General features: G+C 43.9%; 15 protein-coding genes. 6 read left to right on the plus strand and 9 right to left on the minus strand.

What is annotated here, in order from left to right:
• The first annotated feature begins 137 nt into the window (after positions 1–137).
• Positions 138–1,568 carry a glycolate oxidase subunit GlcD gene (gene glcD / locus ABWW58_RS00740; protein ID WP_353867394.1) on the plus strand — a complete coding sequence of 477 codons (1,431 nt, stop codon included), beginning with the start codon at positions 138–140 and terminating at the stop codon, positions 1,566–1,568.
• Positions 1,568–2,893, plus strand: coding sequence for a (Fe-S)-binding protein (locus ABWW58_RS00745; RefSeq protein ID WP_353867845.1), 1,326 nt, complete (start codon positions 1,568–1,570; stop codon positions 2,891–2,893). Before glcD ends, ABWW58_RS00745 begins: the two co-directional genes overlap by 1 nt.
• Before the next feature lie 52 nt (positions 2,894–2,945).
• Here the strand turns inward: ABWW58_RS00745 and ABWW58_RS00750 are convergent, their stop codons facing one another.
• The 8 genes from ABWW58_RS00750 to ABWW58_RS00785 form a co-directional block, all read right to left on the minus strand.
• On the minus strand, positions 2,946–3,083 hold the full coding sequence (locus ABWW58_RS00750) for a hypothetical protein (RefSeq protein WP_353867395.1): 138 nt from the start codon (positions 3,081–3,083) through the stop codon (positions 2,946–2,948).
• Between the two features lie 55 nt (positions 3,084–3,138).
• The gene (locus ABWW58_RS00755) at positions 3,139–3,603 is read right to left on the minus strand and encodes a GNAT family N-acetyltransferase (protein WP_353867396.1); all 465 of its coding nucleotides are present in this window, start codon (positions 3,601–3,603) and stop codon (positions 3,139–3,141) included.
• An 18-nt stretch (positions 3,604–3,621) separates the two neighbouring features.
• On the minus strand, positions 3,622–4,215 hold the full coding sequence (locus ABWW58_RS00760; protein ID WP_510770839.1) for a ribonuclease FAU-1 family protein: 594 nt from the start codon (positions 4,213–4,215) through the stop codon (positions 3,622–3,624).
• Positions 4,216–4,484: 269 nt separating this feature from the next.
• On the minus strand, positions 4,485–4,667 hold the full coding sequence (locus ABWW58_RS00765) for a cold-shock protein (RefSeq protein WP_093671862.1): 183 nt from the start codon (positions 4,665–4,667) through the stop codon (positions 4,485–4,487).
• A 91-nt stretch (positions 4,668–4,758) separates the two neighbouring features.
• The gene (locus tag ABWW58_RS00770; RefSeq protein WP_353867398.1) at positions 4,759–5,874 is read right to left on the minus strand and encodes a Ger(x)C family spore germination protein; all 1,116 of its coding nucleotides are present in this window, start codon (positions 5,872–5,874) and stop codon (positions 4,759–4,761) included.
• Positions 5,871–6,983 carry a GerAB/ArcD/ProY family transporter gene (locus ABWW58_RS00775; RefSeq protein WP_353867399.1) on the minus strand — a complete coding sequence of 371 codons (1,113 nt, stop codon included), beginning with the start codon at positions 6,981–6,983 and terminating at the stop codon, positions 5,871–5,873. Before ABWW58_RS00775 ends, ABWW58_RS00770 begins: the two co-directional genes overlap by 4 nt.
• A gap of 32 nt (positions 6,984–7,015) precedes the next feature.
• Complete coding sequence (locus ABWW58_RS00780) at positions 7,016–8,533, minus strand: spore germination protein (RefSeq protein WP_353867400.1); 1,518 nt, start codon at positions 8,531–8,533, stop codon at positions 7,016–7,018.
• 20 nt (positions 8,534–8,553) lie between these two features.
• Positions 8,554–8,757: a hypothetical protein gene (locus ABWW58_RS00785; RefSeq protein ID WP_353867401.1), complete on the minus strand. Its 204-nt coding sequence runs from the start codon at positions 8,755–8,757 to the stop codon at positions 8,554–8,556.
• A gap of 193 nt (positions 8,758–8,950) precedes the next feature.
• Between ABWW58_RS00785 and ABWW58_RS00790 the strand changes: the two genes are divergently transcribed.
• From ABWW58_RS00790 to ytkD, 4 genes are all read left to right on the plus strand, one after another.
• The gene (locus ABWW58_RS00790) at positions 8,951–9,787 is read left to right on the plus strand and encodes an ABC transporter permease (protein ID WP_353867402.1); all 837 of its coding nucleotides are present in this window, start codon (positions 8,951–8,953) and stop codon (positions 9,785–9,787) included.
• Positions 9,788–9,801: 14 nt separating this feature from the next.
• Entirely contained in the window at positions 9,802–10,596 is a 795-nt protein-coding gene (gene tagH / locus ABWW58_RS00795; RefSeq protein ID WP_353867403.1) for a teichoic acids export ABC transporter ATP-binding subunit TagH, read from the plus strand.
• 393 nt (positions 10,597–10,989) lie between these two features.
• The gene (gene fbpA, locus ABWW58_RS00800) at positions 10,990–11,151 is read left to right on the plus strand and encodes a Fur-regulated basic protein FbpA (RefSeq protein ID WP_353867404.1); all 162 of its coding nucleotides are present in this window, start codon (positions 10,990–10,992) and stop codon (positions 11,149–11,151) included.
• An 87-nt stretch (positions 11,152–11,238) separates the two neighbouring features.
• Positions 11,239–11,742, plus strand: coding sequence for an RNA deprotection pyrophosphohydrolase (gene ytkD, locus ABWW58_RS00805; RefSeq protein WP_353867405.1), 504 nt, complete (start codon positions 11,239–11,241; stop codon positions 11,740–11,742).
• A gap of 82 nt (positions 11,743–11,824) precedes the next feature.
• Here the strand turns inward: ytkD and pckA are convergent, their stop codons facing one another.
• Positions 11,825–13,408 (minus strand): phosphoenolpyruvate carboxykinase (ATP), encoded by a 1,584-nt coding sequence (gene pckA / locus ABWW58_RS00810; RefSeq protein ID WP_353867406.1) that lies wholly within the window; start codon positions 13,406–13,408, stop codon positions 11,825–11,827.
• Between the last annotated feature and the right edge of the window lie 439 nt (positions 13,409–13,847).

Below are 13,847 nucleotides of genomic sequence, written 5' to 3' on the forward strand. Positions count from 1 at the left end.
ATTAAAAAGAAAATGTGGAATCACCTTTTCAATAAATTTTTGACGTAATTATGAATTCTTCTAAATAGAATAGTTCTCGTTAGTTGATTATAATGGTTTTAAGAAACCGTTTACAAAAATGAATTGGAGGATCGATCATGCCATTACACTCGGAAAAAAGGCTCAATAAATTGAAGGCTCAATTAATTGAAATTGCGGGGAATGAAAATGTGGATGATACGACGAGCGGAAGGCTTGTCTATTCGTATGATGCGACTCCAAATTTTCAGGCGCTGCCGGATATCGTGGTAGCACCGCGCACGGCTGAAGAAATTGCTGCTATTTTAAAAGTGTGCGCTGAAACGTCAACCCCAGTCTATACACGCGGCTCCGGAACGAATCTATGTGCTGACACATGTCCGCTCAAAGGCGGCATTGTCTTACTCATGAAGCACCTGAACAAGATTTTGGAACTGGATAAGGAAAATTTAACAATTACGGTTCAGCCTGGAACGATTACAAAAGAGATAAGTGATCTTGTGGAGAAGGATAATCTGTTTTATCCGCCTGATCCAAGCTCGATGAAGATTTCAACCATTGGAGGCAATCTGGCGGAGAATTCGGGAGGATTACGAGGACTTAAGTACGGCGTCACAAAGGATTATGTTATGGCGCTTCAAGTCGCGTTGCCAAATGGTGAGCTGATCCGTACCGGCGGAAAACTGACAAAAGATGTGGCAGGATATGATCTGACACATTTGTTTGTCGGGTCGGAGGGAACCCTGGGCGTGATTACGGAGGCGACACTGAAGCTGATTCCAAAGCCGGAATCCCAAAAGACGATCCTCGCACTCTATCAGGATATTGAAGCCGCCGGACGGTCGGTTTCGGCGATCATCGCCCATAAAATGATTCCGGTTACTTTGGAATTCCTTGATCAAGATACAATCAAGGCGGTGGAAGATTTTGCACATATTGGCTTACCGACCAATGTTAAGGCGATTTTACTGATTGTGCAGGATGGGCCACAAGAAATTGTCGATCGTGATATTCATAAAATTGCGGAAATCTGTCGCGAGGAACAGGCGGTAGACGTCCGGCTCGCTTCCTCCGCAGAAGAAGCAGAAGAGCTGGCGACTGCTCGTCGTTCTGCATTAAGCGCGCTCGCCCGATTGAAACCGACAACTATTTTGGAAGACGCCACGGTTCCTCGTTCGGAGATCGCCGCAATGGTTCGCGCGATTGCTGAGGTCGCTCAAAAATATCATGTCCGTATTTCAACATTCGGACATGCGGGCGACGGGAATTTGCATCCAACTTGTCTTACTGATGCAAGGGATGAAGATGAAATGAGTCGAGTGGAAGAAGCCTTTGCTGAAATTTTTGAAAAAGCGATCGAGCTAGGCGGCACTTTGACTGGCGAGCATGGCGTCGGCGTGACCAAAGCTCCGTATCTAGAGTGGAAACTAGGCAAAGCGGGCATGGAAGTGATGCGGGGAATCAAGCAAGCGATTGATCCAAATGGGGTTATGAATCCGGGAAAAGTGTTTGCAGATAAAACTAAGGAGAGGGCGGCGACGATCAAATGATGTCAGCGGCGGACAAGAAGAACATTCAAAGGGAATTTAAAGAAGAGATGGATTATGATGAACTATTAAATTGCATGCGTTGCGGATTTTGTCTGCCCTCATGTCCGACTTACATTGAAACCGGTCATCAGGAGAAACATTCACCGCGAGGAAGGATCGCGCTCATGAAAGGTGTAGCCGACGGCCTCATCGAACCGGACGACGACCTCGCTCACTCACTTGATGTGTGCCTGGGGTGTCGCGCTTGCGAGCCTGTTTGTCCATCTGGCGTGCAGTATGGTCATCTGCTTGAAGACGCGCGTACTATCCTTCAACGTAATAAGAAGCAGACGGTTGGCGTGAAAATGCTTCGTAAGGGGATTTTTGACGAACTGTTTCCTCGTCAGGATCGGATGGAGAAGGTGACCGGATTGATCGGATTCTACCAACGTAGCGGTCTTTCAAAGGTGGCACGAAAAGTCGGTTTTATGAATCTCTTCCCTGAGAGCATGGCAACGATGGAAAAAGTACTTCCGGAAGTTCCGAAACGGAGCGTGATGAAGCAACGTCCTCGATTTTTCGAACATGAAGGCGAGAAGAAAGCGACCGTCGCCTTATTTGCAGGCTGTCTCATGGATACGATGTTCTTTGACACCAATAATGCGACAATCAAACTGTTACGAAAAGCGGGATGCGACGTCTTGATTCCCGAGAATCAGCTTTGCTGCGGCGCGCTTCACGGACATAACGGTGAACTGGAAAAATCGAAGCAGCTTGCGAAACAAAACATTGAAGCGTTTGAAGCGGCAGAGGCAGATTACATTATTACAAATGCCGGAGGATGCAGCGCCTTTCTGATTGATTATGATCATCTGTTGAAAGATGAACCTGAATGGTCGGAGCGTGCAAAGCATTTTGTCGGTAAATTAAAGGACATCTCTAGGATACTTGTCGAGCTGGATTTCCAGAAAACACATCGATTGCAATTGCCGGATCAAATCATTACTTATCAAGACTCGTGTCACTTACGTAATGTCATGAAAACGTTTAATGAACCGAGAATTCTCTTAAAGGCGATTAAAGGCGCTCATTTTGTGGAATTGGAGGGTGCCGACACATGCTGCGGGTCTGCAGGGGATTATAATATCGTTCAGCCGGAAATGGCGATGCAGATCCTTGATCATAAAATGGAAAAAGTGGCGGATACATGTGCCCAAACCATTGTGACTGCGAATCCCGGCTGCCTTTTGGAAATGAAGCTAGGCGTCGAGAGGGTCCATAAAAGCAATGAGGTGCGCACGATGCATATCGCCGATGTATTGGTTGAAGCATTAGTAAACGAATGAAATGGGCTCTATAGAAACACAAACAGCCGGAGCACGCCGGCTGTTTGTGTCTCTATTTGTTTTTTCTTGCACGCTCTTCCAATTTAGAAGCGGATGACTGCGGGTCATCTTTCGCGCGTCCGGCAGATGTGACGCTGCTTGCAGTCGCGCCCTTATTTGATCGGTATTCCTTTTTCCTCGCTTCAGACATTATCGCATTCCTCCTGAATGTTAGTATGCGATAACGTCTTGTTTCCCATACAGGATTATAATAACTTACTCATATTAATGTCCGTTGTCTGGTAGCCTAATTTCTGATAAACATGATAGGCGCGTTCGTTAGTCGCAAACACATGCAGGCTGATTTTGACGATTCCGAGCGCGCGGCAATACGCGAACAGTGTTTGCATTGCCATTTGCCCGATTCCATGATTACGATAAGCTTCAAAAATTTCAAAGTCATAGATGAAAGCTTCTTTTCGTTCCGGGGACACATACAACCAGAAGATACCGACCTTTGTACCCGAGCCGTCCACTAATGAAAGAAATTTATGGTTTGGTGTCGCATAGCCTTGGGGCAGCAAGCGGCTTATCTCGGCGCGCGCGTTCATTAATGCGCGATCCGCGGGCCACGTGCCGTTCTTTTGTTTTTCTTTCGCATATTCATTCGTTGAATAGTCTAGATAAGGCGCAAAATCAATCTCCGGCATATCGGTTATCAAAATACTCATTGTAGATCCTCCGATCATTCAATTGGAAAAAGTGCCACGCACATCCCGTACCAGCATTAGGAAGTGCTCCGGATTTTTCTTGATGGAGCGCATAAGCCCCTGCGCGGTTTGCCATGCTTTCTCATACATTTCTGTGGTGATGATTCCGTTATCCAGCGCTTCCGTTAATTCATCTTCATCCACGAGATAGAGTCGATGGTTGGGGAAGAGGATAAGATCAAGATAAAGGTCATCAAACCATGGCGTGCCGAGCTCATCATGACCGACTTGATGAATGACATCAAAATAACATTGTACGAGTCGGCCGTTTGCGTTAAACATCGCTGTCAGGACAAACTGCGGTGTATGTGCAGGGAAAAGCTGCAGCCACGTATAGTTCCGATCGACTGTTTTTGTGCGCACTCCACCGTAAACAACAGATAACGGTGCTTTTATATCGTTGAATTGAATCAGAACAGCCTCACCATGAAAAGATGGCCACATAAAATATTTCTTGCGTATACGGCTCGAGATTATTCGTCGCCAACCGCGCCTGTCCGCATATTTCCGTTTCATTTTCGTCAGTTTCACAACATCACCTTCTGTCCTATCTGTTATTGTAACGTAATACACCAAAAAATGGAGATTATGAGTTGATTTTATCCGATGACACCTACTTGTTTCTCCTAATACCAAACTATGTATGGTTCTGACTTTTGAAAACTTATCCAAATCATTTTCAGTTGAATTTATCGGTATTCATGTTATTTTCTGCTTTTTCATGCGATAGAATGCACTCATGAAAAAAGAAACACAGGACGACTTTTCTGAAGCATGTCAGAAAAATCGTCCTGCTCTATTAAGCGGATCTAAGTTTAATCATTTGATGTAAGAACTTGTGGTCAATCAATGACCGGCAGCATTTTTGTTTCTTTTTTCATTTCCGAATGGCAAAGCGGACATTTTGGTGTCTCCTCGAAGGAGAACGCATCGCGCATCCACCCCGAGCATGAGTCGTTCGTACATTTCCAGATTGCTGTTTCTGCTTCAGGAACCGGTTCTTGCGGGCCTCGATTAAATCCCATTGATTAAAAATCCCCTTTCCTGTTATTCTTACTATTATATGATTTTTTCTGAAATTTATCAAATTTTATGCTTGAATGATGCAGCTGAGCATCACTCCGAAATTCCCGTCTGTCTAATGGTTACGTCGACTTTGCAGTGGAAACGAGCGTTCGGGTAGCGTTCCGGCCATGACTTTCCATCAAAGTTGCGTGTGTAGCTGCGCACATGCTGCCCGAGTTGAAGCGGATCGATTTGCTTCCTTTGAAAACGGCGAACGAGCTGAACGGCCTCTTTAGCCATGTGTTTGTTTAGCTTTTTTTCCATACCCGGACCGGTTGTTTTGCTAAGCGTTTTCGGATAAGACTGGCGCACTTGCGCGCTGACGTTCACCGATGCGTAGATGTCGGGCGCAGCGCTGTTTCCGTTTTTAACTTTATAGTTCACATCAGTATGAACGTTTTTTAAAGCAATGTGTTTGTTCGGGGCAAATTCATAGTCATAGACGCCTTGGTTAAATTTTTGAAAGAGCATTTTAAACGTGAACACTCTATTCTCGCTAAGGCGCATAACATATTTGTCATTCTTAAATAAAGCGAGTCCGTGCATGGCAATATGGTCACCTTGCTTACGAATTATAGGAAGAAACGGGTCCATATAGTCGCCATAATAGGCGTACATGAAGGACTCCATTGTACTTTCCGGATAATTTTGCTCCGTGTTTTGCTCAATCATATCTTGAATATAACGGGCAACCGGAATTTGTGTTTGATAGTCCGCAGACGTCAGTAATTTCCGGCAGCTGCCTTCTACAACCGCAAAATTCATATCGCGTGGTGAGTCAGGATCGCGATTTCTTAAATCAATTTGTTTGTACAAACCTTTTTTTGCCATGGCCGTGTTAAACAGCATAAGCCGTATTTTGCCAACGTGAATGGGCATTTGTCCGGATTGTTGAAAACGGTCGACAAGCGATTTGCCGTCGTAGGTCACTCCGCTAAGATGACGCAGCATCGATGCGGTCGTCGGCAGTCCGGCGCCGGCGCTTCCAGGGTTTGGATTTTCAACATAGTTCGGCATGGTAATGGTTCCCATCACTTTCTCATTCCCAAGATAGTCAATCCCCTCTGCTTCAACAAGCAGAACATCGTCGAGGATGCTCGTTGGCAAACATCCGGACAGAAGGAGTAAAGCGATCAAGGGCGCGATAAGGACTGCCTTTTGTTTCATGATGCAGCACCCCTTCCACATTTTTTCTTAATCCACTGACAAAACAAGAGAATTGGAAGATAGATATAGATAATCAGCGCACCGTACGTTGCATACACATCGTTTATCTTCTTCACTTGGAGTCCGCTATGGATCATCGTTGTCCCTGAAATAATTAAAGCGAGAATAACGATCAGCGAATATTTCATTTTAATCTTCGGTACAGTGAATTTTACAGCGCGAGCGATAATCCAGCTGCATAAGCAGATATTAGGGACAAGACTCCATAGCAAGAGGACGATCGCAATGATATCGATGTGTTCAACAAGAGGAAAGCGGACACTTTTCCAATAAGTGACCGTCGGCCAAATCGTGTTCTGCATCTCGCCTTGACTGAAATAAACAATCGCAAGAATGAGCGCTGTTGTATAAAAATAAATGGTTGTCAGTACACTGCGAAACGCCCATTTACGTGCTTCACGCGGATGGCTGATAAACGGATAGACATAAAGCAGCAATTCAAATCCCAAATATTCATGCGTGAGTTTATAACAGGATTTCAGCAGCGTTACCGGTGAGTGGTCAAAAAACGGTTGTAAATTTGCAAACTGAGCATGGGGAACAATAAAGAGGGTCAGGATACTCAACGGCATCAAATAGATGAAACTGAGCAGACAAACGCCGGTGATCGTTCGAATCCCTCCGCTGACAATATACCAGACAATGGAACAAAAGATAAGCGAAAATAGAAACGTTGACATTTGCGGAAAAACCCACACGTGTACAATTTCGACGTAACTACGTAAAAACATGATAGTGAAGAGAAGAATATGCGTCACGGTGAAGAGATTAAGGAAGGTTCCGATTCGTCTTCCGAAAATACGGGAATGGATCGAAAAAAGGTCGGGCATACCGAATTGACGCTCATTCTCCAGAAGGCGCAGAACAACCCAAAGAATGCCAAGAATAATCGCACCACTGATAAGCGCTGCGAGCCATGCGTCTTGCTGGCTGTACTTGGTTATGACGTGCTGGAACGAGAGATAGCCGATTCCAATCTGCATGGTCTGCGGAATAAAAAAGGCAGAAACAGGACCAACTTGATGTGCAGGTTTTATCTTATCATTCATAGAGCGTCAGATCCTCCATTTTGAAAAGGCAATTATTCATCAATATCCGGCTTTGGTTTGCCCTTCTTCTGCGTTGTCCGCTGCAGATTCACACGATTTTTATCCGCGGTGCGCAGAAACATCGGACGTTGTCCTTGCGCGCTGGTTGGCAAACGGATGAAGCTGTCCTTCAAATCTGTCACGCGCATGGGGTAGATGGGTTCAATAAACGGTCGGCCAAGCGAGGTCAGTTTCAACAGGTGGCAGACGAAAAACATAAAACAGAGACCGACACCGAGCAGACCGAACATTTGTGCAACCAAAATAAATGGAAAGCGCATGAATCGGATCGTTGTTGCCATCCGATAGTTTGGTGTGATAAAAGCAGCCAGTGCCGACATCGCGATAATAATTAACAGAATATTACTCGTTACACCGGCTTGAACGGAAGCGGTACCGATGACAATACCGCCTACGATACCGATGGTTTGACCAACCTTTGTCGGCAGGCGCGCGCCCGCTTCGCGAAGCAGTTCAATCATGACTTCAAGCAGCAGCACTTCAATGATCGGATCGTAAGGAACGGAACTGCGCGAAACGATTAATGTTGCCAGTAAATCTTTGGGTACTAATTGATAGTGGTAGGTCAGCACAGCAACGTACAGCGATGAAGAAATGACGGAAAAGGCAACGGCAAACAAACGCAGCAGCCGATATAAGGATGCGATCGGCCAAACGAGTGTATAGTCATCTAATGTCGAGAAAAACTCAACAATCGTGCTTGGAAGAATAAGCGCATTTGGAGAACCGTCCACAAGTACGGCAATTTTACCCTCATAAAGTGCGCCGCATACACGATCGGGACGCTCGGTGTCAATGAATTGAGGGAAAAATGAAAAACTATTGTCGGCAATCATGAGTGCAAGCATATTTGCATTAATCAAACTTACGGTTTCAAGGTCGGTAATCCTTTGCTTGATCGTGTTCAGGTTGGCTTTATTTGCGATTCCTTCAATATAAACAACAGAGACCCGTGTGCGTGAAAGTTTCCCTTTATGAAATTCTTCAATTTTGAATTGCGGAATCGGAATTCGCGTACGTATCAAGTTGATATTTGTTTCTAATGATTCAACGAAGGCATCATGAGAGCCCAGAATACTGCTTTCAATTTCGGACTGCTCTACTGCTCGTCCCTGTTTTTTCGTGCATGGGATCAAATAGACCTGTTGTCCATTCTGCGATGGCTGAATCATTAAAAAGCCGTCAAGCAGACTTGACTGGATCACGGATAAATCCTTTGTTTTAATTAATTTATCTGCGGGCACAACTTGTGCGATATCTTTCATACTTTGTACGCGATCTGAATAAAGTGCAGGCAGCAGATCTCTGTGAATGTACTCCAGATCGACCAACGAGACAACGAATGATACCCAACAGGTAAACCTTTTGTTTTCGTGACGATAGTGATTGAAATCAGGATTGGTCTGCAACTGAATCAGCAAGTCTGCCATGTTCTTTGCGGGCTGTGCCGGACCGTGGTCATTCTTTTTTTTTCTATTTTTCCAAAACACGAAGAACGCCTCGTTTCCCTTTAATTTGCATCCCGTTCCATTTGTTTCGCTTTTTTTCGCTCATCATGAGGCTGGTCTAAAAGAAGGATCACAAAAGGCATGACACAAGGAAAGGCAATTAACAGATAAAGCAAAATCGTCTCACCGATTGGAATGCGGAAACCGACAAATAATAAAAAAATTGCAAGGAATCCAAAATATGTAAGATAGAGTAGTGTATACATGAAATTCTTCCTTTACGTTTGCTCATCATTCTTAAAATTATTTTTCCCGAGATGAGGCTTATTATTCTTGATTTTGTTTTGTTTTATTGAAACAGCACTGACCAGCCTGTTGACTGCGTTTCCTTTTTTAAATAAGCTGTGTTAAAGTATGGAAGGAGAAAGGCAAATTGTTGATTAGTGGAAGGAAATTGATATGAAATCGGCATGGAAAGTCATTCGGGAACAAGTGAAAAGCTTGTATCTCATCAGGCGCTTGTCCCTTTATGAATTAAAAAGTGAGAATACGAACAACTATCTGGGGATGGCATGGGTCGTCATTAATCCGTTAATTCAGATCGCAATTTATTGGCTGGTTTTTGGTAAAATTCTAGGCAGAAGCAATGACATTCCGGTTGATAATGGGGTCGATCCTCCTTACATTATTTGGTTGATCTCAGGAATTATTGTTTGGTTTTTTGTACAGCCGTCCATCATTCAAGGATCGAAATCAATTTATTCACGTATTCGCTTCATCGCCAAAATGAATTTTCCGATGAGTGCGATACCAAGCTACGTCATTCTTGAAAAATTTTATCAGCATTTAATGATTACGGGAATTGTTATTGTAATTCTGCAATTCACAGAGTATAAAATCAGTATCTATATGATCCAGCTTCCTTATTTTATGTTTGCCGCGCTGGCATTTCTGTTTTCCGTATCGCTGATTACATCGACATTTTCAACAATCGTACGCGATGTGCATCAGATCTTGATTTCGCTCATGCGTATGATGTTTTATCTGACACCATTTCTATGGGAGCCCGCACGACTTGCGGACGCCGGACTGCCGGACATATTCCAGAAAATATTATTGCTCAATCCGATGTATTATCTTGTACAAGGCTACCGTTCAACACTGCTCGGCGCTTCTTGGTATGGGATTGATCACATTGGCTATACCGTATACTTTTGGGGATTTGTTCTGGCGGCGCTGCTTTTCGGTTCATTTATACATCTGAAATTCAGAGATCATTTCGTAGATTATTTGTAAGGGGATCTCCATTCATGGAAAAATCGGTTATCGTAAAAAATGTAACAAAAAAATATAAAATGTATGCGAAAAACTCCGAAAAAATCTTAGATTTGATTTCGCCAAAGGGCTACGGAAAGTCTTTTTACGCGCTGCAAGGAATCAGCTTTGAAGCGAATAAAGGCGATGTGATCGGGATCATCGGTGTGAACGGATCGGGGAAGTCCACGCTTTCTAATATTATTGCCGGAATCATTCCGCCCACCTCCGGAACGGTTGAAATCAAGGGGGAAGCGGCACTGATTGCAATTCAATCGGGTTTGAAGAAAGAACTCACCGGTCGCGAGAACATTGAGCTTAAATGCTTGATGCTTGGGTTCGATAAAAAGCAGATTGTTGAATTAACACCGCAGATTATTGACTTTGCCGATATCGGCGATTTTATTGATCAACCGGTGAAGACGTATTCGAGCGGGATGCGTTCACGGCTCGGCTTTGCAATCTCCATTCATATCGATCCGGATATTTTGGTGATTGACGAAGCTTTATCTGTCGGAGATCAGACCTTTGCGGATAAATGCCTTGATAAAATGAATGAGTTTAAGGAAAAAGGCAAGACGATTTTCTTTATCAGTCATTCCATCAACCAAATGAAGAAGTTTTGCGATAAAGCGCTTTGGATTCAATATGGGCATGTCGAAAACTATGGTTCAATGGCAGAGGTTATGCCGCAGTACGAAAAATTTATTAAAACGTACAAGAAGATGACAAAGGCAGAGAAAAAGGCGTTTCAGGAAAAAATACGAAAAACCAGAACGACCAAAGTATAAGCGCCCTGAGCGCTTTTTTTTGCAAAAAAAATCCGCATTTAAATGCGGATTCCAATTAAAAAGTGAATTGGGGTTAGGGTTATTTGTACTATTGCCATGTTATCCAAAAGCTAAACATTATTTTAAAAAAAAGATTGTTGATTGTGCCTCATTTTCATATATTCTCAATAACGAACAATTGAAAGCGCTTTTATTGTATAATGGTGTTTAAAAACATGGCGCATGCGCATAATGATTCTTAATTGAATCATTCTGTGTGACTGCCTTTTGAAGAATACGAGCGTAGTTACCTGTATAAGCCGCTGTGCGGGAAGGGGGGAAGGGTGCCGGTCAAGGAAACTTATGTAACCGTTTACTTGTCTGCAACCCTGTTCATTCATGAAGCGTATTAACTTGTTGAGAAGAGCCGTCGAGAACCGGAAAAAATATCTGATTCAGGCATTAAGACAAAATGTTGAGATGAAGGAGTCTGATCACTTGAATGAATGGACACTCTCCGAACTCGAAAATGAATGGAAGATCTATCAGAAAAAAAACAATGAAGATATTGGTTGAAAAAAACAATAAGGGCAGGTATGCGGGCTTATTTTTGATAAAATAGGTTAGAAGTCCGCTCAATGCGGATGTGGAGGTGAAGATCGGATGAACGACTATCCAACTTTCTCTGATTTTTATGGGAATAAAGTAACGCTTGCGCTTTCGTCAACTCCCTTTTCGGAGAACCCAAAGCATGTTTGGGTCCTTTGCAAATTCCATCGTCAATGGCTGCTTACGATGCATTCAAGACGCGGTCTTGAGTTTCCCGGTGGAAAGGTAGAACCCGGCGAGCGGCCGGAAGAAGCAGCCAGAAGAGAAGTATTTGAAGAAACAGGTGCCCATGTTGACCGGTTATATTTTATAGGTCAATACCAAGTCGACGGCCAAAACGAGCAAATGGTAAAGAATATTTACTTTGCCAGCGTTGACCAAGTAACTCTGAAACAGGATTATATGGAGACCGATGGCCCAAGGTTTATCAGTTATATTCCTGAGTCAATTAAAGAGCGGAAACAGTATAGCTTCTTGATGAAGGATCAAGTGCTCCCTTTATCGATGAAAGCCATTCGTCAAAGAAAATGGACACCGGTGACCGAATTACAAGTCTGACTAAAATCAAAACCACCCGTTCACACGGGTGGTTTTTGATTACAACTAAAGACTTGCAAATCGCAAGCAGTTGAAACGGTGATCATGAATAGATCGGTCCGGCGCTGCGAATCTGCTCCGGAACATCCGAAAATTTCTTGAAATTCGCTTGGAATTGCTGAGCGAGATGTTGGGCAGCTTGAGTATATGCTGAATGATCCGACCACGTTTTCCAAGGTATCAGCACATGATCGGGAACACCCGGACATGATCGTGGAATATGCAAACCGAAAATGGGATCTTTATAGATGTCTTGATCACTTAGTTTGCCATTTAAGGCGGCGTCAATTATCCGTCTTGTGTACGAAAGATCAATGCGTTTGCCAACCCCGTACGGCCCGCCGCTCCAACCGGTATTCACAAGGTAAACGGTCACATTGTTTCGCTTAATTGACGTCCCAAGGAGTTCGGCATACTTTATCGCCGGAAGCGGCATAAATGGAGCGCCGAAACAGGTTGAGAAGGTCGTTTCGGGATCAACAACGCCGCGTTCTGTACCGGCTAATTTACTCGTATAGCCTGAAAGGAATTGGTACATCGCTTGCTCCGGGGAAAGTATGCTGATTGGCGGAAGTACACCAAAAGCATCTGCTGTCAGAAAAATAATTGTGCTCGGATGACCGCCAATACTTGGAAGCAAGGCATTGGCAACAGCATTCAGCGAATACGCGGCACGTGTGTTTTCTGTCAAATCAGCATTATCATAGTCAGGTTTGCGATTTTTCTGGGAGATGACAACATTCTCAAGAATGGTGCCGAATTGAATACTGTCATAGATTTGCGGTTCTTTTTCACGCGACAATCGGATGGCTTTGGCATAGCATCCGCCTTCAATATTGAACACACCATCTGTCGACCATCCATGCTCATCGTCGCCAATTAAAGATCGATCCGGTGAATTGGAGAGAGTTGTCTTTCCCGTTCCTGATAATCCGAAAAATAAAGCGACACGTCCGTCTGATCCTTGATTTGCTGAACAATGCATCGACATGATCCCTTTTTGAGGCAATAAATAATTCATAACAGTGAAAATGGATTTTTTAATTTCTCCTCCGTACTCAGTGCCGCCGATTAAAATGATCCTGTACTTCATGGATATGATGATAAACGCTTCGGAGCGTGTGCCGTCAACAAGTGGATCTGCTTTGAATCCTGGAGCGGCAAGGACCGTGAACGCAGCGTGATGATGTTCCAACTCCGAGTTGGTTGGCTCAATAAACAGCTGCCGGCAGAATAGGTTCTGCCAAGCATACTCATTAACAATCTGAATGGCGAGGCGATGCTCCGGGTCTGCACCTGCGAAGCCGCGAAACACATATTTGTCTTTTTTCCCTGTCAGGTAATGAACAATTTTCTGATAAGCATTAAGGAAAACGCTTTCATTTATTTGCTGATTCCTGCTCCAGTCAACTAATTCGCTTGTCACTTCATCCTTAACGAAAAATCTGTCTTTAGGCGATCTCCCTGTATATTTTCCGGTTGTAACAGCAAGAGCGCCGTTATTAGTTAAAACGCCTTCATTTTTCTTCAGTGCATGTTCAATAAGTTCAGGAACGGATAAATTAATGAACGAGTTCCCGGTATGCAGCAATTCAGAGATGGGTGTTTCAAGGGACGCATGGTACATGGAATCAACCCTTTCTGTGTACGTTAAGAATGTTTAAAATTCAGAGGAGTATAGAAGCAGCTAAAACTTCGCATTCGCCAGAGGGCTTGACGAAGCCAAGTTGTCTAATCAAAAAATTTTCACTTACTATTTATAGTATAACGCATTAGAAATAATAATACCTACTAATAGAGGGTGTTCAAAAAGTCCGGGAAAAAGGCAATGAGGATCTTCTGCTAACAGCATGCACGTCCTGTGCCAAACGCAGAAGTCACCGCATCCTGTGGAAGTTCTGCGTCAGCTTGTTTCTCCGCTCCTCACGTATTAACAGGGGATCTTCAACTAATACCGTGCACGGCCCTGTGCACAACGGTGAAGCCATCACGTCCTGTGAAAGTACGCGCGGGTAGCTCAAAACTGCGCTTCCTTGATCTTCGACGCTCAGGACGAGCTAGTGTCA

Source organism: Sporolactobacillus caesalpiniae (genome assembly GCF_040513385.1).
In the GTDB taxonomy this organism is placed as follows: Bacteria; Bacillota; Bacilli; order Bacillales; family Sporolactobacillaceae; genus Sporolactobacillus.

Bases quoted from the DNA above. Each gene is read 5' to 3' on its own strand.
- glcD (WP_353867394.1), top strand. From the start codon at position 138: ATGCCATTACACTCGGAAAAAAGGCTCAATAAATTGAAGGCTCAATTA.
- ABWW58_RS00745 (WP_353867845.1), top strand. From the start codon at position 1,568: ATGTCAGCGGCGGACAAGAAGAACATTCAAAGGGAATTTAAAGAAGAG.
- ABWW58_RS00750 (WP_353867395.1), bottom strand. From the start codon at position 3,083: ATGTCTGAAGCGAGGAAAAAGGAATACCGATCAAATAAGGGCGCGACT.
- ABWW58_RS00755 (WP_353867396.1), bottom strand. From the start codon at position 3,603: ATGAGTATTTTGATAACCGATATGCCGGAGATTGATTTTGCGCCTTAT.
- ABWW58_RS00765 (WP_093671862.1), bottom strand. From the start codon at position 4,667: ATGGGATTTAATCGAGGCCCGCAAGAACCGGTTCCTGAAGCAGAAACA.
- ABWW58_RS00770 (WP_353867398.1), bottom strand. From the start codon at position 5,874: ATGAAACAAAAGGCAGTCCTTATCGCGCCCTTGATCGCTTTACTCCTT.
- ABWW58_RS00775 (WP_353867399.1), bottom strand. From the start codon at position 6,983: ATGAATGATAAGATAAAACCTGCACATCAAGTTGGTCCTGTTTCTGCC.
- ABWW58_RS00785 (WP_353867401.1), bottom strand. From the start codon at position 8,757: ATGTATACACTACTCTATCTTACATATTTTGGATTCCTTGCAATTTTT.
- ABWW58_RS00790 (WP_353867402.1), top strand. From the start codon at position 8,951: ATGAAATCGGCATGGAAAGTCATTCGGGAACAAGTGAAAAGCTTGTAT.
- tagH (WP_353867403.1), top strand. From the start codon at position 9,802: ATGGAAAAATCGGTTATCGTAAAAAATGTAACAAAAAAATATAAAATG.
- ytkD (WP_353867405.1), top strand. From the start codon at position 11,239: ATGAACGACTATCCAACTTTCTCTGATTTTTATGGGAATAAAGTAACG.
- pckA (WP_353867406.1), bottom strand. From the start codon at position 13,408: ATGTACCATGCGTCCCTTGAAACACCCATCTCTGAATTGCTGCATACC.